Consider the following 18,653-nt stretch of genomic DNA (forward strand, 5'->3'; position numbering starts at 1 on the left):
CCTCGGGCGCCCCCCGCCCCCCACCCGCTTCCGCGACGGAGGCCGCGGCCGGCCCCGTCCGGGGGGCGGGAGCGCTCTGCGGGGCGGCCTCGCCCCGCGCGGCCGCTTCCCGCTCGGCCATCATGTCTTTCCTGGCGACCAGGTCCTTCGTGGCCGCCGAGCCCTTCTGCAGCGCCGCGCGCCTTCTGGCCGCGTCCCGCTTGACGGCCGCGTCCAGCGCGGATCCGGCGGGGGCGGGTACGTCGCTCAGGGATCCGGCCGTCGCCCGGCCGGCCTCGGGAGCCGCCTCGTCGGAGGCCTGCTCCGGCAGCGCGAGGGCGACGGACGTCGAGCCCGGACCCGCCGCGGCCTCGGCGTCGCGCGCCGTCCGGGCCGGAGCGGCTCCGGCCCGCAGGAAGAGCGACGATCCGGCCGGGGAGAAGGCCTCGGCCGACCCCTCGGTCCCGGCGGCCGACCGCGCCTTCGCGTCCGCGCCGGTCTCGTCGTCCCCGGTGTCCGGGGAGACGGGGTCGTCGTCGGGCGCGATGAAGGCCTCGATGGGGTCCGTGTCGGCTGCGGGCGCGGCGGTGCCGGTGTCCGCGGAGTCGGCGGTGTCCTCGGGCGTCCCGGAAGCGTCCGGTCCCCCGGTCGTCTCGTCGGTTCCGGACGTCTCGTCGGACGTCTCGTCGGCCTCGGGCGTCGCGTCCGCTTCGGCCGTCTCCGGCGAGTCCACGGCCGCGGAGGAGTCCGCGGAACCCGGCGTGTCGTGCGTCTCGTCGGTGTCGTGTGCGTCCTGCGCACCGGCCGTGGCGTGCGCGGCCTGGGCGTCGGGGGAGTCCTGCGTCTCCACGTCGTCCGGAGCCGTCCGCGCGGCCGGCAGGGCGCGGGCCGGTACCGAAGCCTCTATGGCGAGCTGCCGGCGCCCCTCCAGGGCGGTGGCCCGCTCCGTCTCGGCCGTGGCGTAGCGCCGCAGCAGCGCCGCGTGCTCGTTGCGCAGGCCGGCCAGCTCGGTGCGCTTGGCGCGCAGCTTCTGCTCCAGCTTGGCGCGCAGCTCGCGCGACTCCTCGAGGTCCGTCTCCAGTTCGGCGACGCGCTCCTCGTGACGCCACTCGTCGCTCGCCCGCGCGCGCGTGAGATCGGCGACGCGTTTACCCGCCGCGGAGTCCCATTGGCGCAGGACGACCGCGCTGACGACCGCCGTCGCCGCGGCACCCGCGGCCAGCACACGGAGCGCGAGCGCGTCCGTGAACAGCCAGGGTCCTATGGCGCAGACGAGCGACACGCCGGCGATCGCCGAGGAAGGCAGCACCCTGTGCAAGGGCGGGGAATGGCGGTGGCGTCCACGTGGCATGGCCAGAAACTTACCGCGCGTAGGCGAATCTTGGAGCCCCGAGGGGTAAAAACCCAGTCTCCCCGGAGGCTTTGTCCTGTACCAGCCGCCTACAGGACACACCGCTTGTCCCACAAAGCCCGCGACGCCCCCCGATCGCACCGGCTCCGCGATCAATTCCACGGGCTCGGAACGTTCTCCGAATCGTCATCGAAGCGGCTCGGGCATTCCCCGGCGGGACGGCATTTCCCCGTGCCGGACGACCCTATTCGTCCGTCCGGCACGGTACGGCATCGCACGGCGCCAAGGACACCGCACGACACCGCGGAGCGCCGCGCCGCACGGCAGCACAGAGCGCCGCACGGCACGGCACCCGGCACCGTACGACGGCACACCGCACCGCCTGTCAGCGGTCGCTGAGCCGTCCGCTGATCCACTGGAGCGCCGCCGGGATCTCCCGCCGCCAGGTGTTGAAGTTGTGGCCGCCGCTGTCGAGGATGATCGACGAGATCCGGGTGAGCCTCTTCGATTTCACGAGGTCTATGAAGTCCAGCGTCGCCTTGTAGTTGGATTCGCCCATCCTGCTGCTCGTGACGAGCAGCGAAGTGTCCGGCGCTGGCTTGTTCCTCAGGTACCAGCGGAGGTCGGCACTGTTGCGCAGGGTCTTGTCGCCGTGGAAGAGATCGCCCGTCGTGCGGTCGATCGGCGCCTTGTAGTAGGGCGACAGCCCGACGGCCGCCGTGTACGCCCCGGGATGGTGGACGGCGAGTTTCAGCGCGCAGTACCCGCCGGTCGAGTCGCCGATGACACCCCAGCTGCGGGGACCTCCGCCGACCCGGTAGTGGGCCGACACGGCCTCGGGGAGGTCCTTGGCGAAGAAGGACTCGGTCCTCGGACCGCCGGGGATGTCCACGCACTCGGTGTCCCGCGGCGGGGCGACGGTCGGACGCAGCATCACGAGGATCATCGGCTGGCTCCGGCCGCTCCTGACCAAACGATTCGCCGTCTGCGGGAAGTGCAGCGCCTTGATGAGCGCCTGGGCGGTACCGGGGTAGCCGGTCAGCACCGTGACGGCGGGGAACGTACGGGTGCGGTACTGCGGCTGGAAGTACTCCGGCGGCAGGTACACGTACGCGGGTGTGGCGATCCGGCTCGTCCGCCCGACGATGTCGATCTTCTGGATCTGGCCGCCGGTCTGCGGCCTGGCCCCGCCCGAGACGGCCACCTGCTCGGTGTCCAGGACCTGGAGGGGGCCGCCGTTCGGACCGGCGGCGCCGTTGTGGTCGACGACCACGCCCTCGCCCTTCTCGTTGCCGAGGAGGTCCGCCCAGCTCGCGTAGAACCCGAACGCCTGGTTGGCGCACAGCCCGACCGAGGCGAACAGCATCACCTGGGTGGCCAGCAGCAGCCCGACCCGCCCGCCGACCGACCCCCAGGTACGCCTGGCGAGCCGCGGCCACCACCACACCGTGCCGATGAAAAGCAGCACGGCGAACAGGACCACCAACGCCAGCACCTTGTTGCTCGTGAGACCCATGGGCTGCTCCGCCTGCGCTTTCCGTCCGGGTCCGTCCCGCACATTTGCGAGCCCTTGCCCTGGACTTTCCTTGCCTTTTGAAACGGCTTTCCGGCGGGGAATGAACCTGACTCCCCAAGACACCGTCCTAGAGGGCGCAATGTCGCCGGATGCCGGAATGGCACCGGATTCAAGGTCTCTCGCAGAACCACGGGATGCGATGTCTGTCAGGATAGATGGGGAATTGTCGGGTGGGGTTCCAGGCCGAGCGGCACGGACGCGGCGCCTTCTGCGCGGTCCGAGCCCGGAGGCCGTCCCCGCTCTGGTCGCCAGGGCCTGCACGCTCGTGGGTCTCCTGGACATCGCCGCGGGAGTCTTCCCGCGCTTCCGTCACAGCCGTATGCACGCCCTGGCCGAGGTGCTGCCCGGAGCGTTCGGGCCCTTCGCCGCGGCGCTGTCCCTCAGCGCCGGCGTGCTCCTGCTGCTGCTCGCCCACGGGCTGCGCCGCCGCAAGCGCCGGGCCTGGCGCGCCGCGGCCCTGCTGCTGCCCGCGGGCGCGGCAGCGCAGTTCGCGTACCGCCACTCGGTGATCGGCGTCGTCCTGTCGGCCGCGCTGCTGGCACCGCTGCTGCGCCACCGCGACGAGTTCGCCGCGCTGCCCGACCCGCGCAGCCGCTGGCGCGCACTCGCCAACTTCGTTCTCATGGGCGCCGGTTCCCTCGTCCTCGGGCTCGTCATCGTCAGCGTCCACGAGGACCGCATGATCGGCGACCCGAGCCTGGCCGACCGCATCAGCCACGTCCTGTACGGCCTCGTCGGCTTCGAGGGCCCCGTCGACTACGCCGGGCCCACGTCCTGGACCGTCGCCTTCTCCCTCGGCGCCCTCGGCTGGCTGACCGCCGTCACCACCATCTACCTGGCCTTCCGGCCCGAACACCCCGCAGCCCGCCTCACCGAGGACGACGAGGCCCAACTGCGCGTCCTGCTCGACAAGCACGGCGGCCGCGACTCCCTCGGGCACTTCGCGCTCCGCCGCGACAAGGCGGTCGTCTTCTCGCCCAGCGGCAAGGCGGCGGTCACCTACCGGGTCGTCTCCGGTGTGATGCTCGCCAGCGGCGACCCCATCGGGGACGTGGAGGCCTGGCCCGGCGCGATCGAACGCTTCATGGACGAGGCCAGGGCGCACTCCTGGACCCCCGCCGTCATGGGCTGCTCCGAGACGGGCGGCGAGGTGTGGACCCGCGAGACCGGTCTCGACGCCCTCGAACTCGGCGACGAGGCGGTGGTGGACGTCCCGGATTTCTCCCTCTCCGGGCGCGCGATGAGAAACGTGCGCCAGATGGTCAAGCGCATCGAGCGCGCCGGCTACGAAACCCGGGTACGGCGCATCCGTGACCTGGGCGAGGGCGAGCTGGAACGGATACGGCGCGCTGCGGAGGACTGGCGCGGCACCGACACCGAGCGCGGTTTCTCCATGGCGCTCGGCCGTATCGGTGACCCGTCCGACGGCGACTGCCTGATCGCCACGGCGCACAAGGCCGACGACCCGGCCGGCCCCTACGGCGACCTGAAGGCCGTCCTGCACTTCGTCCCGTGGGGCCCGGACGGCGTCTCGCTCGACCTGATGCGCCGCGACCGCGCGGCCGACCCCGGCATGAACGAACTCCTCATCGTGGCCGCGCTCCAGGCCGCGCCCCGCCTCGGCATCGAGCGGATCTCGCTCAACTTCGCGATGTTCCGCTCGGCGCTCGCGCGCGGCGAGAAGATCGGCGCGGGGCCCGTGCTGCGCGCCTGGCGCGGACTGCTCGTGTTCTTGTCCCGCTGGTTCCAGATCGAGTCGCTGTACAAGTTCAACGCCAAGTTCCGCCCCCGCTGGGAGCCGCGCTTCGTGGTCTACGCCGCCTCCCGCGACCTCCCCCGCATCGGCTTCGCCGCCATGCAGGCCGAGGGCTTCGTGAACTTCGCCCTGCCCCGGATCCTGCGCCGCCGCGCACCGGCCCCGCGCCCGTGCGCCCACGCGAGGACGGAGCAGGGGGTCAGGGCGGCCTGACCGGCACGGAAGGACCTCCGCGGGCGACGATGCCCCTCCCCGGAGGTCCTAGGCTGGACGTATGAGTACTGAGCGCGGACGCGGCCGAGTCGCGGGACTGCCGACGTGGGACCGCTGCGCGGTCATGGGGGTCGTGAACGTCACCCCCGATTCCTTCTCCGACGGCGGCCGCTGGTTCGACACGACGGCCGCGGTCAAGCACGGCCTGGGCCTGGTCGCCGAGGGCGCCGACCTCGTGGACGTGGGCGGGGAGTCCACCCGCCCCGGGGCGACCCGGGTCGACGAGGCCGAGGAGCTGAAGCGGGTCATCCCCGTGGTCCGCGGGCTCGCCTCCGAGGGCATCACCGTGTCGGTGGACACCATGCGCGCCTCCGTCGCCGAGCGGTCCCTGGCAGCGGGCGCCGCCCTCGTCAACGACGTCAGCGGCGGCCTCGCCGACCCCGCGATGATCCCGGCCGTGGCGGCCGCGGGCGCCCCCTTCGTGGTCATGCACTGGCGCGGCTTCCTGGCCGGCGGGAACGTCCAGGGCGCCTACGAGAACGTGGTCTCCGAGGTGCTCGACGAACTCCACGCGCGCGTGGAGGCCGTTCTGGCGGGCGGCATCGCCCCCGACCGCGTCGTCGTCGACCCCGGCCTCGGCTTCTCCAAGGACCCCGAGCACGACCTGGCCCTCCTGGCCCACCTCGACCGCCTCCGCGCCCTCGGCCACCCCCTGCTGGTCGCCGCCTCCCGCAAACGCTTCCTCGGCCGCGTCCTGGCCGGCCCCGAGGGCGCCCCGCCGCCCGCGCGCGAACGGGACGCCGCCACCGCCGCCGTCTCGGCCATCGCCGCCCAGCAGGGCGCCTGGGCGGTCCGCGTGCACGAGGTACGGGCCACCGCCGACGCCGTACGGGTCGCCCGCGCCGTCGAGGGCGCCAGGACCGGCACGGCCGCGAGCGACTCCGGCGACACGGCCGCCGAGGGAGCCCGGTGAGCACACCCCGTACCGATGTCGAGCAGGTCGAACGCGCCAACACGGCGTACTACGAGGCGATGGAACGCGGTGACTTCGAGGAACTGTCCTCGCTGTGGCTGACCCCGGACCCCTCCGACGACGGCCCCGAGGACGGCCCCGACGGCGAGGACGAGGACACGGAGGCGGCCGTCTCCTGCGTCCACCCGGGCTGGCCCGTCCTCAGCGGCCGCGGCGAGGTGCTCCGCTCGTACGCGCTGATCATGGCGAACACGGAGTACATCCAGTTCTTCCTCACCGACGTGCGCGTCTCCGTGGCCGCCGACACGGCCCTGGTGACCTGCACCGAGAACATCCTCAGCGGCGGGCCCGCCCCCGAGGACAGCGACGAGCTCGGCCCGCTCGTGGGCCAGCTGGTCGTCGCCACGAACGTGTTCCGCCGGACCGCCGACGGCTGGAAGCTCTGGTCCCACCACGCCTCCCCCGTGCTGGCCGAGTCCGGCGAGGAGGACGACGAGGACACCGCCGGCTGAGTGGGCGCGGAGCGCCCGGCAGCCGAAAGGTGATTGGAATCGCCGCTCCGGGGTAGGGGCGGCGCTACCGGCCCGTGAGCCGCCGCGTTCCCCAGGGGAAACGCCCGGTGAAGCCTCGTGGCCTTCACCGGTGCGCCCGTCCCCGTGGGCGAGCGTTGTCGGTGCCCGCAGGTAGATTCGTTCGAGGCCCGTGCGCCGGCCGCATCCGGCGCATGACGGCCTTCACCGACAATTGCAGGAGTGATTCGCGTGGATCGTGTCGCGCTGCGCGGCCTCAAGGCCCGCGGGCACCACGGCGTCTTCCAGAAGGAACGCGAGGAGGGCCAGACCTTCATCGTGGACCTGACGCTGGGCCTGGACACCCGGCCGGCCGCGGCCGACGACGACCTGGCGAAGACCGTGCACTACGGCATCGTGGCGGAAGAGGTCGTCGCCGTCGTCGAGGGCGAGCCGGTCGACCTCATCGAGACGCTCGCCGAGCGCATCGCCCAGACGTGTCTCAAGCACGACGGGGTCCAGGAGGTCGAGGTCTGCGTCCACAAACCGGACGCGCCCATCACGGTCCCCTTCGACGACGTGACCGTCACGATCATCCGGAGCCGAGTATGACCGCGTCCTTCACCGAGGGTCAGAGCGACCCGACCGTCCAGCCGGTGCCCGCCTCCGTGGTCGAGCGGGTCGACGCCGCCGACACCACGCTGAGCAACCCCAAGCGCGCGGTGGTCTCCATCGGGTCGAACCTGGGCAACCGCCTGGAGAACCTCCAGGGAGCCATCGACGCCCTGGAGGACACCCCGGGCGTCCGGGTCAAGGCCGTCTCCCCCGTGTACGAGACCGAGCCCTGGGGCGTCGAACCGGGCAGCCAGCCCTCGTACTTGAACGCGGTCGTGGTGCTCAGGACCACCCTCCCGCCGTCCTCGCTCCTGGAGCGGGCCCACGCGGTCGAGGAGGCCTTCCACCGCGTACGGGACGAGCGCTGGGGCCCGCGCACCATCGACGTGGACATCGTGGCGTACGCCGACGTCGTCTCGGACGACCCGGTGCTGACCCTTCCTCACCCGCGCGCCCACGAGCGGGCCTTCGTCCTCGCCCCCTGGCACGACGTGGACCCCGAGGCGCAGCTCCCCGGCCGCGGCGCCGTCACCCGCCTCCTCGACGGCATCACCCGGGAGGGCGTGGCGCCCCGCACCGACCTGGAACTCCGGCTGCCCGAGTAGTCGTTAAGGTCAAGACGACCACAGGCCGGCCCGGCACCGGGCCGGCCCTACGCGGGCTACCGAAGGGGCAACGTGAAACAGCTGCGGATCAGGACACTGGCTGCCGTGTTCGTGGTGGCCGGAGTGCTGTCCTGGGCGGGCGCCCGCCTGTGGAACGCGGTGGGCACGCTGCCCCGGGTCCCCCTGGCCGCGCCCATCGTCCTCGCCCTGATCGCGATCGTCCTGCTCGCCACGGCCCTGTCGCTGCGCGCCCGCCTCAAGGCCCAGCGCGAGCGGCGCCCCGGCGCCAAGGGAGTCGACCCGCTGATGGCCGCCCGCGCGGTCGTCTTCGGCCAGGCGAGCGCCCTGGTGGCCGCCCTGGTGGCCGGCATGTACGGCGGCACCGGCGTGTTCCTCCTGGAGTCCCTGGAGGTCCCCGCCATCCGCGACCAGGCCATCTACGCCGGCCTCTCCGTCGTCGCCGGAATCGCCGTGATAGCGGCGGCCTTCTTCCTGGAACGGGTCTGCAGGCTCCCGGAGGACGACGACGAGCACCACGGCGGAACGGCCCCGGTGGCCTAGGAGCCCGGCCGGTCCCCGGGGCACCGAGACCCCCGGGGAATGCCGTTCGTCGTTCCGCACCGGTCCGCGCGAGGCCGCCGGACCGGGCCGAGCCGGGTGAGGCCGCGGGGTCCAGCGGGCCGTCGCGGGGTCTAGCGGGGTCTAGCGGGCCATGATGAGACTCATCGCCTCGTTGCGGGTCGCCGCGTCCCGCAGCTGTCCGCGCACCGCCGAGGTGATGGTCTTGGCGCCGGGCTTGCGGATACCGCGCATGGACATGCACATGTGCTCGCACTCGATGACCACGATCACACCGCGCGGCTCCAGGATCTCCATCAGGGAGTCGGCGATCTGGGTCGTCAGCCGCTCCTGCACCTGCGGGCGCCGGGCGTAGACGTCGACCAGGCGGGCCAGCTTCGACAGCCCCGTGATCTTGCCGCTGGTGGACGGGATGTAGCCGACGTGCGCCACGCCCCGGAACGGGACCAGATGGTGTTCACACGTGCTGAACACCTCGATGTCCTTCACCAGGACCATCTCGTCGTGGCCCAGGTCGAACGTCGTCGTCAGCACGTCCTCCGGCTGCTGGAGCAGGCCCGCGAATATCTCCTTGTACGCCCTCGCGACGCGGGCCGGGGTCTCGCGGAGCCCCTCGCGGTCCGGGTCCTCGCCGACCGCGATCAGGAGCTCTCGTACGGCGTTCTCGGCACGCTTCTCGTCGAACGCGCCGATCGTGGCCTCGCCGTCCAGCGTCACGGGGTCGGTCATCTGGTCCTCGTTCCTGTGGATCCTGCGCGTGCCTCGACGCGTCCAAAAGGTGCGGGCACACGAAAATGCCGCGCCCCCCAGGCTAGAACCTGGGGGGCGCGGCATCCATTCCGGGCCTGGTGAGGCCGCCCGGAGCCGAGCGGACTCAGCTGTCGGTGCGGTCCTCGGGGGCCGTCTCCGTGGCCGGGACGGACTCCGTCGCGGTGGCGATGGAAGCCGTCGAGCCGTTCGCCCCGTTCGTCAGCGACAGCTCCTTGGGGGAGAGCACCGGCGGGCGGGTGGACGGGGTGCGGCGGGAGGAGCCGGTCCACGCGGGGCGGGCCGGGCGCTTCACGATCGGAGCGAAGACCTCGGCGATCTGCTCCTTGCTCAGCGTCTCCTTCTCCAGCAGCTGGAGCACCAGCTGATCGAGGACGTCGCGGTTCTCGACCAGGATCTCCCAGGCCTCGTTGTGCGCGTTCTCGATGAGCTTCTTGACCTCTTCGTCGACGAGCGCGGCGACCTCTTCCGAGTAGTCGCGCGGGTGCGACATCTCCCGGCCCAGGAAGGGCTCGGTGTTGTCGCCGCCGAACTTGATCGCGCCGAGACGCTCGGTCATGCCGTACTGCGTGACCATCGCGCGAGCGGTGGCCGTGGCCTTCTCGATGTCGTTCGCGGCACCGGTGGTCGGGTCGTGGAAGACGAGCTCCTCGGCCGCGCGGCCGCCCAGCATGTACGCGAGCTGGTCCAGCATCTCGTTGCGCGTGGTGGAGTACTTGTCCTCGTCCGGCAGGACCATCGTGTAGCCGAGGGCACGGCCGCGCGACAGGATCGTGATCTTGTGCACCGGGTCGGAGTTGGGGGAAGCCGCCGCGACCAGGGCGTGTCCGCCCTCGTGGTACGCGGTGATCTTCTTCTCCTTGTCCGACATGATCCGGGTCCGCTTCTGCGGGCCCGCGACCACACGGTCGATCGCCTCGTCCAGCATGCTGTTGTCGATCAGCTTCTGGTTGCTGCGCGCCGTGAGCAGCGCCGCCTCGTTCAGCACGTTCGCCAGGTCGGCACCGGTGAAGCCGGGGGTCCGGCGGGCCACCGCCGACAGGTCCACGTTCGGGGCGACCGGCTTGCCCTTCTGGTGAACCTTGAGGATCTCCAGACGGCCCTGCATGTCCGGGCGGTCGACCGCGATCTGGCGGTCGAAGCGGCCGGGGCGCAGGAGGGCCGGGTCGAGGATGTCGGGCCGGTTCGTGGCGGCGATCAGGATGACGCCGCCCTTCACGTCGAAGCCGTCCATCTCGACGAGCAGCTGGTTGAGGGTCTGCTCGCGCTCGTCGTGACCGCCGCCGAGGCCGGCACCACGGTGGCGGCCGACCGCGTCGATCTCGTCGACGAAGACGATCGCCGGAGCGTTCGCCTTGGCCTGCTCGAACAGGTCACGGACCCGGGAGGCACCGACACCGACGAACATCTCGACGAAGTCGGAACCGGAGATCGAGTAGAAGGGGACGCCGGCCTCGCCCGCGACGGCGCGCGCCAGCAGTGTCTTGCCCGTACCGGGAGGCCCGTACAGCAGGACGCCCTTGGGGATCTTGGCGCCGACCGCCTGGAACTTCGCCGGCTCCTGGAGGAACTCCTTGATCTCCTGGAGCTCCTCGACCGCCTCGTCCGAGCCCGCGACGTCCGCGAACGTCGTCTTCGGGGTGTCCTTGGTGATGAGCTTCGCCTTGGACTTCCCGAAGTTCATGACCCGGGAGCCGCCGCCCTGCATCTGATTCATCAGGAACAGGAAGACGACGACGATGAGAACGAAGGGAAGCAGAGACAGCAGGATGCCCACGAAGGGGTTCTGCTTGGACGGCGAGACGGTGTACCCGTCCGGGATCTGCTTGTTCTGGTACTTGTCCTGGAGCGTGTTGGCGAGGGCCACGCCCTGGTCGCCGATGTAGCTCGCCTGGATCTTCGAGCTGCCGTCAACCTTCTCGCCGTCCTTCAGCGAGGCCTTGATGATCTGCTCGTCGCCAGTGGTGATCTTGGCTGACTGGACCTTGTTGTCATTGATCGCCTGGACGACCTGGCCGGTGTCCACCGTCTTGTAGCCGCCGGACGAACCGACGACCTGCATCAACACGACCACGGCAAGGACGGCCAGCACGATCCACATGACCGGCCCACGGAAGTATCGCTTCACGTCCATCCATACGGAGCGGTGCCGCCCCGTCCCTCCTGCCATAGTGAGTTTGATAAAGACTGTTCTTCGGACGGTACCCCAGCATTGTCACCCGAAGCCGCAGGGGACCACTGTCAATCCCGTCCACGCATGCTCCAACGGCGCGAAACCCGCTGGGGTTCCCGATCGTCCGACGAGGACTGAGCCGCCCTCAGGAAGAAGGGGCTCAGCCGCCGTACACGTGAGGCGCGAGCGTACCGACGAACGGGAGGTTCCGGTACTTCTCGGCATAGTCCAGGCCGTACCCGATGACGAACTCGTTCGGGATGTCGAAGCCGACCCACTCCACGTCGATCGCGACCTTGGCCGCGTCCGGCTTGCGCAGCAGCGTGCACACCTTGAGCGAGGCGGGCTCCCGGGAGCCGAGGTTGGAGATCAGCCAGGACAGGGTCAGTCCCGAGTCGATGATGTCCTCGACGATCAGGACGTGCTTGCCCTTGATGTCGGTGTCCAGGTCCTTGAGGATCCGCACCACACCGGAGGACTGGGTGCCCGCGCCGTACGAGGACACGGCCATCCAGTCCATGGTGACGGGGGTGGACAGCGCACGCGCGAGGTCCGCCATGACCATCACGGCACCCTTGAGCACTCCGACGATCAGCAGGTCCTTGCCCGCGTACTCCGCGTCGATCTTCGCCGCCAGCTCAGCCAGCTTCGCGTCGATCTCTTCCTTGGTGATGAGCACCGACTTGAGGTCGGTGCCCATGTCTTTCGCGTCCACCCGCATCACTTTCGGTCGTCCGTCCCACTTTTTTGGGCTCGTCACCTACAGGGCGCCATGTAACCGGCGACGGTCCCCTTCGGCACGCCCGCGCGGCCGTTCGGACCGTCCGCGCCCCGAGTCGGGGGGTTCCGGGGAGCCGTGTGGGCGCCCCCGGTGCGGGGTCCGGTTTCAGCCTTGCCGAATCACCAGTCTGCCACCCTGGCGCTGGGCGACGACCTTGCCCGGGAGATTGATGGCCCCCTGGCCGCGCCATCCGGTGATCAGCCGGTCGATCTCCTCGATGTGCCGGGCGAACAGCGAACCGGCCGGAGCACCGGCCTCGATGGCCGCGCGGCGCAGGATCCGGCGGCGTACGGCGGGCGGCAGGGCGTAGAGCTTGGCGCACTCCAGGAGGCCGGCCGCGTCGCGCACGGAGGCCTCGGCCTGGCTGGCCCACGCGTCGAGCGCGTCGGCGTCGTCCCGGGAGAGCTGGGCCGTACGGGCGAGGGCCTCGACGACTCCTTTGCCGAGGGCCTTCTCGAGGGCGGGCAGACCCTCGTGGCGGAGCCGGGAGCGGGTGTAGGCCGGGTCGGCGTTGTGCGGGTCGTCCCAGACGGGCAGCGACTGGACCATGCACGCCTTGCGGGCGGTCTGCCGGTCCAGGTGCAGGAAGGGGCGCCGGTAGCGGCCGTCGGCCCCCGAGACCGCGGCCATCCCGGACAGCGAGCGGATGCCGGAGCCGCGCGCGAGGCCGAGCAGGACGGTCTCGGCCTGGTCGTCGCGGGTGTGGCCGAGGAGGATCGCCGTGGCGCCGTGGCGCTCGGCGGCGGAGTCGAGGGCGGCGTACCGGGCGTCGCGGGCGGCGGCCTCGGGGCCTCCGTCGCGGCCGACGGTGACGGCGATCGACTCGGCGGGGTCGAGCCCGAGCTCGCCGAGGCGCAGCACGACTTCGTCGGCGCGCAGCTCGGAGCCGGGCTGCAGACCGTGGTCGACGGTGATGCCGCCGGCGCGGATGCCGAGTTTCGGGGCTTCGAAGGCGAGGGCCGAGGCGAGCGCCATGGAGTCGGCGCCGCCGGAGCACGCGACGAGCACGAGCGGCGCCGGGGTGGCGCCCTCGCCCGGCAGGGGCCGGGAGCTCGCGGGGGTCTGGTCGTGCGGGAGGCGCGCGGGCGCGGTGACGCTGCGCCGCGTTCCGGGAGCGGGGACGCGTTCCGCGTCGGAGGCGCAGGGGCGCGCGGCACCGCGTGCGGGCGTGCGCCGGGTGTCGTGGGTGGGCGGTTGTTCGGTCAGGATGTCGTGGAGTACGCGGCGGACCGCCAGGCGTATCGCCGCGACCGCAGGATGGGGACCCATGTCCGGTTCCCTTCATGAAGTTTTCGGGGGGTTAGCCCGGGGATCTGTCACTCAGAGTGTGTAGATGGTGACAGAACCGGGGCGTTCCCCGAGCATTGCACGCCTACCCATGCTCCACGGTCCCTCGGACGGGTGACAGCAGAAGCGTTTGCCTGCCATCGGCCGGATTCGTTTCACGACCGTCCCGTAGGGTTCACGACTCCGCCTTGCGGTGCACCCGCGCGACCCAGTCCGCCGGTTTGGCGATCTCCGCCTTGGTCGGGAGCGTGTTCGGAGAGGTCCACACCCGGTTGAAGCCGTCCATGCCGACCTCGTGGACGACGGCCCGTACGAACCGCTCGCCGTCGCGGTACTGCCTGAGCTTGGCGTCCAGGCCGAGCAGCTTGCGCAGGGCCATGTCGAGGCGGGAGGCGCCCTTGGCGCGGCGCTGCTGGAACTTCTCGCGGATCTCGGCGACGGAGGGGACGACGGCGGGTCCCACGCCGTCCATCACGAAGTCGGCGTGTCCTTCCAGGAGGGACATCACGGCGGTGAGCCGGCCGAGGATCTCGCGCTGGGCGGGCGTCTGCACGATTTCCACGAGGGAACGCCCGCCGTCGTCCTCCTCGGTGTCCGGGCGCGAGCCGGCGAGGGACTGGGCGGCCTCCCTGACGCGCTCCAGGACGGTCATGGGGTCGATCTCCGTCTCCCCCAAGAACGACTGGATTTCGCCCTCCAGGTGGTCGCGCAGCCAGGGCACGGCCGAGAACTGGGTGCGGTGGGTCTCCTCGTGGAGGCAGACCCACAGCCGGAAGTCGTGGGGCTGGACGTCGAGTTCGCGCTCCACGTGCACGATGTTCGGGGCGACCAGCAGGAGTCGGCCACCGCCGTTGCCCGAGGGGCTGGGCGCTCCCGCGGGCAGGTCCCTGGTCGCGGGAGCGAACGTCTCGTACTGCCCGAGGACCCTCGACGACAGGAACGACAGCAGCATGCCCAGTTCGACGCCTGTGACCTTGCCGCCGACGGCGCCGAGGACGGCTCCGCCGGGGGTGCTGCCGCGCCGTTCCTGCATCTTGTCCAGCAGGGGCTTGAGGATCTCCCGGAACCCGGCGACGTTCGCCCGGACCCAGCCGGGGCGGTCGACGACGAGGACGGGGGTGTCGTGGACGACGTCCGCGCCCATGCGGGTGAAGCCCCGCACGTGCTCCTCCGAGGCCTTGGCGTGCCGGCGCAGTTCGGCCACGATGGCCCGTGCCTCGTCGCGGCTCACCTCGGGGCCCGGCCGTACGAGCCGGGTCGCGGTCGCCACCGCGAGATTCCAGTCGACCATCCCAGTAGATGCAGCACCACCGATGCTCGTCATGCGTCAACCGTACGTGAGCGGGTGCTGCCGCGGTTAGGGTCCGGCGCCGTCCGTGCCCCATGCGGGGGCGGGTGATGCGGGTGGTTCCCACGGGCCGGAAGGGAACGGCGGGCGGGCCGGCCCGCCGTGCCTGTCCCCGTCCGGCGTACGGGGATTGCGCCGGACGGAACGGCGTGCGCCTACCGGCAGCCGCACGCCACCAGCGCCGTCGCCGTGTGGTCCAGGGCCGCCCGCGCCTCCAGGGCGTTCGGGGGGTTGGCGGCGTCGGAGGTCAGGAACGCGAAGGCCAGCAGGCGGCCGTCCTTGTCGACGACGGTCCCGGCGAGGGTGTTGACCCCGGTCAGGGTTCCGGTCTTGGCGCGGACGACTCCGGTGGCGGTGGGGGAGTCGGTGTAGCGGGTGCTCAGGGTGCCGGTGAAGCCGGCGACGGGCAGGCCGGTGAGGACCGCGCGCAGCTCGGGGTGGGCCGGGTCGCCGGCCTTGGCCAGCAGGGCGGTGAGCAGGTCGGCGGAGACCTTGTCGGCGCGGTTCAGACCGCTGCCGTCCGCGAACTGCGCCCCGGTCAGCGGCAGTCCGAGCTTCTTCAGCTCGGCGGGGATCGCCTTCGCGTCGCCGTCGAAGCTGGGTTCCTCGCCGGCGGCGAGGGCGACCTGGCGGGCCAGGGCCTCGGCGATGTCGTTGTCGCTGTTGGTCAGCATCCGCTCGACCAGGGCGGACAGCGGCGGCGAGGAGACGGAGGCGAGGGCCTGGGAGCGGCTCGTGGCCTTCGAGGGGCCGGGTGCCGTGGCGGTGACGCCCTGGGCGCGGAGCAGGTCCGCGAACTTCCGGGCGGCGTCGGCCGCCGGGTCGGCGGCGCGTCCGGCCGGCCCGCTGGTGGAACGGTCGAGGCGGCCCTCGTCGGCCATCAGGGGGGTGACCTTCGCGATGTTCTCGTTGACCCCTATGGGGTGAAGTCCGGGGCCGGAGTAGAGCGAGGTGTCGTAGGAGAGCGTCACGTGGTCCAGGTGACGGGTCTTCAGGGCGGCGGCCGTCCGTTCGGCGAGCGTCTGCAGGTCGGCCCAGCCGTCCGCGGGCTTGCGCGCGGTCAGCGTCGGGTCGCCGCCGCCGACGAGCACGACCTCCTTGGTGTCGGGCTCCAGGACCGCCCGCGTGCGGATGCGGTGGTCGGGGCCCAGCGCCGTGAGGGCGGCGACCGCGGTGGCGATCTTCGTGGTGGAGGCGGGCGTCTGGACCTGGTCGGCGTCCTTGCCGTAGAGCCGCTTGCCGGTCGCCACGTCGACCACGACGGCGGTGCGCACCGAGCCGAGGACCGGGTTGGCCAGCAGCGGGTCGAGGACGTCGGCGAGGGCCTTCCCGGCGGGCGCGGGCGCGGTGCCCGCCGGGCCGCCGAGCGCGGTGAGCACGGAGTCGGCGCTGGGTGCGGGCCGGGGTGACGTTCGGCGCGTACCGGACGTACGTGCGTGATCTGTGCCACCCTCCGGCGCCCGCGATGCGGCCCAGTCCCGCTCGGCCGTACGCTGACCGGTGGAGTCCCAGGGACCGGCCACGGTCACCGACCCGGCCGCGAGTGCCAGGCCGACGGTGGCGGCAACGGCTGTGAGCTGCGGCGTCGTCAACCGCACGGCACGCGGCCGCACAGCCCGAGTGATCCGCGCCACATGCGGTTTCACCGTCCGCGCGACCCGCACCACATGCGGTCTCGCGGCCCGCCAAGCCCTCAGCTCTGGCACGACCACCAGCCCCTTTCGCGATCACCCACCTGCGTGAGGGACACTTAATCACCAGAACTATGTGCTGATCATGGAGGAGCCACCGGTGGAGTTCGACGTCACGATCGAGATTCCGAAGGGTTCACGGAACAAGTACGAGGTGGACCACGAGACCGGTCGGATCCGTCTGGACCGTCGACTCTTCACCTCGACCAGCTACCCGGCCGACTACGGCTTCGTCGAGAACACCCTCGGCGAGGACGGCGACCCGCTGGACGCGCTGGTCATCCTGGACGAGCCGACCTTCCCGGGCTGCCTCATCCAGTGCCGCGCGATCGGCATGTTCCGTATGACGGACGAGGCCGGCGGCGACGACAAGCTGCTGTGCGTCCCGGCGCACGACCCGCGTGTGGAGCACCTGCGCGACATCCACCACGTGTCGGAGTTCGACCGCCTGGAGATCCAGCACTTCTTCGAGGTCTACAAGGACCTGGAGCCGGGCAAGTCCGTCGAGGGCGCCGACTGGGTCGGCCGCGCGGACGCCGAGGCCGAGATCGAGCGTTCGTACAAGCGCTTCAAGGACCAGGGCGGTCACTGACCCCCCGCGGGCGGTCACTGACCTCCCCCTCTTTCGAACGGGCCGCGTGATCCCACCGGGGGTCACGCGGCCCGTTCGTGTGCCCGTACGCATACTGAGGCATACGGAAGGCAAGAAGGAGCAGTACACGGACGGGAAAGGCGAGGCTGGAGTTGGTGGCGGACCCCGAAGCGGAAGACCGCAAGCCGCACTCGGACGAGGCGAGGAGTGCCTTCACCCCGCCCACGGGTGTGACCTCGCCGGCCCCGGCGGCGGACGACGAGTCGTCGACGACCTCGGAGTTCGCGCTCCCCCAGGGGCTCGACGCGCCGCAGCCCGCCGCGGCGGAGCAGGGGGGCTCGGCGTTCAACGCCCCGCGCACCTACAGCGCCCGGTCCGCGCCTCCGGCGTTCACACCCGCGACCGGCGTCCCCCTGGTCAGCCTGACCAAGGACGGGCCCTGGCAGGACCGCATGCGCACCATGCTGCGGATGCCCGTGGCCGAGCGCCCCGCGCCCGAACCGGTGCACAAGGAGGACGAGTCGGGGCCCGCCGTCCCGCGCGTCCTCGACCTGACCCTGCGCATCGGCGAGCTGCTGCTCGCGGGCGGTGAGGGCGCCGAGGACGTGGAGACCGCGATGTTCGCCGTCTGCCGCTCCTACGGCCTCGACCGCTGCGAGCCGAACGTCACCTTCACCCTGCTGTCGATCTCGCACCAGCCGTCACTGGTGGACGACCCGGTGACGGCGTCCCGGACCGTGCGCCGCCGCGGCACCGACTACACGCGCCTGGCGGCCGTCTACCACCTCGTGGACGATCTGAGCGACCCGGAGACCGCGATCCCCCTGGAGGAGGCCTACAGGCGGCTCGCGGAGATGCGGCGCAACCGGCACCCCTACCCCGGCTGGGTGCTGACGGCCTCCGGCGGGCTGCTGGCCGGCGCGGCCTCCGTGCTCGTCGGCGGTGACGCCGTCGTGTTCGTCGCCGCAGCCCTCGGCGCGATGCTCGGCGACCGGCTCGCCTGGCTGTGCGCAGGACGCGGGCTGCCGGAGTTCTACCAGTTCACGGCCGCCGCGATGCCGCCCGCCGCGATAGGGGTGGCGCTCACCGTGGCCCACGTCGACGTGAAGGCGTCCGCGGTGATCACCGGTGGGCTCTTCGCGCTGCTGCCGGGACGGGCGCTCGTCGCGGGAGTGCAGGACGGGCTCACCGGCTTCTACATCACCGCGTCCGCGCGGCTCCTCGAAGTCATGTACTTCTTCGTGGGGATCGTCGTCGGCGTCCTGCTGGTGCTCTATTTCGGGGTGAAGCTCGGCGCGCAGCTCAACCCGGACGCGGCGCTCAGCATCTCCGAGCGGCCGCTGCTCCAGATCGCCGCGTCGATGCTGCTGTCGCTCACCTTCGCCGTCCTGCTCCAGCAGGAACGTTCGACCGTTCTCGCCGTGACCCTCAACGGAGGCGTCGCCTGGTCGGTGTACGGGGCGATGCACTACGCGGGCGGGATATCGCCGGTGGCCTCCACCGCCGTCGCCGCGGGCCTGGTGGGGCTCTTCGGGCAACTGCTCTCGCGCTACCGGTTCGCCTCCGCCCTGCCGTACACGACGGCCGCGATCGGGCCCCTGCTGCCCGGTTCGGCGACCTATTTCGGGCTGCTGTCGATCGCCCAGAACAACGTGGACAAGGGCCTGGTGTCGCTCACGAAGGCCGCGGCCCTCGCCATGGCCATCGCCATCGGCGTGAACCTGGGCTCGGAGATCTCGCGGCTGTTCCTGCGTCTGCCGGGCGGCTCGTCCGGCGCACGGCGGGCCGCCAAGCGGACCCGCGGATTCTGAGGCCCGGCCCCGGAGGACCGGGCCGGGCCCGACGGGGCCGGGGAAT

General features: G+C 71.7%; 16 protein-coding genes. 8 read left to right on the plus strand and 8 right to left on the minus strand.

Annotation, left to right across the window (positions count from 1 at the left end; translation table 11 throughout):
- Both ACFWI4_RS24415 and ACFWI4_RS24420 read right to left on the minus strand, forming a co-directional pair.
- Positions 1-1,330 (minus strand): hypothetical protein (locus tag ACFWI4_RS24415; RefSeq protein ID WP_387199843.1); only part of this gene is annotated, 1,330 nt, incomplete at its 3' end.
- 385 nt (positions 1,331-1,715) lie between these two features.
- On the minus strand, positions 1,716-2,846 hold the full coding sequence (locus tag ACFWI4_RS24420; protein ID WP_387199846.1) for an alpha/beta hydrolase: 1,131 nt from the start codon (positions 2,844-2,846) through the stop codon (positions 1,716-1,718).
- Between the two features lie 223 nt (positions 2,847-3,069).
- On the opposite strand from ACFWI4_RS24420, the gene ACFWI4_RS24425 reads away from it, so the two are divergent.
- From ACFWI4_RS24425 to ACFWI4_RS24450, 6 genes are all read left to right on the plus strand, one after another.
- Positions 3,070-4,875 (plus strand): phosphatidylglycerol lysyltransferase domain-containing protein, encoded by a 1,806-nt coding sequence (locus ACFWI4_RS24425; RefSeq protein ID WP_387199849.1) that lies wholly within the window; start codon positions 3,070-3,072, stop codon positions 4,873-4,875.
- 61 nt (positions 4,876-4,936) lie between these two features.
- Positions 4,937-5,848, plus strand: coding sequence for a dihydropteroate synthase (gene folP, locus ACFWI4_RS24430; RefSeq protein WP_387199852.1), 912 nt, complete (start codon positions 4,937-4,939; stop codon positions 5,846-5,848).
- The gene (locus tag ACFWI4_RS24435; RefSeq protein WP_387199855.1) at positions 5,845-6,360 is read left to right on the plus strand and encodes a nuclear transport factor 2 family protein; all 516 of its coding nucleotides are present in this window, start codon (positions 5,845-5,847) and stop codon (positions 6,358-6,360) included. The genes folP and ACFWI4_RS24435 overlap by 4 nt, the downstream gene beginning before the upstream one ends.
- 249 nt (positions 6,361-6,609) lie before the next feature.
- Positions 6,610-6,969 (plus strand): dihydroneopterin aldolase, encoded by a 360-nt coding sequence (gene folB, locus ACFWI4_RS24440; protein WP_037625942.1) that lies wholly within the window; start codon positions 6,610-6,612, stop codon positions 6,967-6,969.
- The gene (folK, locus tag ACFWI4_RS24445; protein WP_387199859.1) at positions 6,966-7,577 is read left to right on the plus strand and encodes a 2-amino-4-hydroxy-6-hydroxymethyldihydropteridine diphosphokinase; all 612 of its coding nucleotides are present in this window, start codon (positions 6,966-6,968) and stop codon (positions 7,575-7,577) included. Before folB ends, folK begins: the two co-directional genes overlap by 4 nt.
- Positions 7,578-7,649: 72 nt before the next feature.
- Positions 7,650-8,138, plus strand: a complete 489-nt coding sequence (locus tag ACFWI4_RS24450; RefSeq protein ID WP_385398706.1) for a DUF3180 domain-containing protein — start codon at positions 7,650-7,652, stop codon at positions 8,136-8,138.
- Positions 8,139-8,279: 141 nt separating this feature from the next.
- On the opposite strand, the gene folE is transcribed toward ACFWI4_RS24450, so the two are convergent.
- From folE to dacB, 6 genes are all read right to left on the minus strand, one after another.
- Positions 8,280-8,885 (minus strand): GTP cyclohydrolase I FolE, encoded by a 606-nt coding sequence (gene folE / locus ACFWI4_RS24455; protein ID WP_385398703.1) that lies wholly within the window; start codon positions 8,883-8,885, stop codon positions 8,280-8,282.
- Positions 8,886-9,030: 145 nt separating this feature from the next.
- Complete coding sequence (ftsH, locus tag ACFWI4_RS24460; protein WP_387199982.1) at positions 9,031-11,058, minus strand: ATP-dependent zinc metalloprotease FtsH; 2,028 nt, start codon at positions 11,056-11,058, stop codon at positions 9,031-9,033.
- 199 nt (positions 11,059-11,257) lie between these two features.
- Positions 11,258-11,818, minus strand: coding sequence for a hypoxanthine phosphoribosyltransferase (gene hpt, locus ACFWI4_RS24465; protein ID WP_037625953.1), 561 nt, complete (start codon positions 11,816-11,818; stop codon positions 11,258-11,260).
- A gap of 165 nt (positions 11,819-11,983) precedes the next feature.
- Entirely contained in the window at positions 11,984-13,147 is a 1,164-nt protein-coding gene (gene tilS / locus ACFWI4_RS24470; RefSeq protein ID WP_385398700.1) for a tRNA lysidine(34) synthetase TilS, read from the minus strand.
- Between the two features lie 193 nt (positions 13,148-13,340).
- Positions 13,341-14,489, minus strand: coding sequence for a zinc-dependent metalloprotease (locus tag ACFWI4_RS24475; RefSeq protein ID WP_387199864.1), 1,149 nt, complete (start codon positions 14,487-14,489; stop codon positions 13,341-13,343).
- Between the two features lie 179 nt (positions 14,490-14,668).
- Entirely contained in the window at positions 14,669-16,225 is a 1,557-nt protein-coding gene (dacB, locus tag ACFWI4_RS24480) for a D-alanyl-D-alanine carboxypeptidase/D-alanyl-D-alanine-endopeptidase (protein WP_387199868.1), read from the minus strand.
- A 79-nt stretch (positions 16,226-16,304) separates the two neighbouring features.
- Here dacB and ACFWI4_RS24485 point away from each other — a divergent pair, with 79 nt between their 5' ends.
- The gene (locus ACFWI4_RS24485; protein ID WP_037625961.1) at positions 16,305-16,796 is read left to right on the plus strand and encodes an inorganic diphosphatase; all 492 of its coding nucleotides are present in this window, start codon (positions 16,305-16,307) and stop codon (positions 16,794-16,796) included.
- 155 nt (positions 16,797-16,951) lie between these two features.
- Entirely contained in the window at positions 16,952-18,607 is a 1,656-nt protein-coding gene (locus ACFWI4_RS24490) for a threonine/serine exporter ThrE family protein (RefSeq protein ID WP_385398691.1), read from the plus strand.
- Positions 18,608-18,653 lie beyond the last annotated feature (46 nt).

It is taken from the genome of Streptomyces sp. NPDC127038, from assembly GCF_042725875.1.
Lineage (GTDB): Bacteria > Actinomycetota > Actinomycetes > Streptomycetales > Streptomycetaceae > Streptomyces.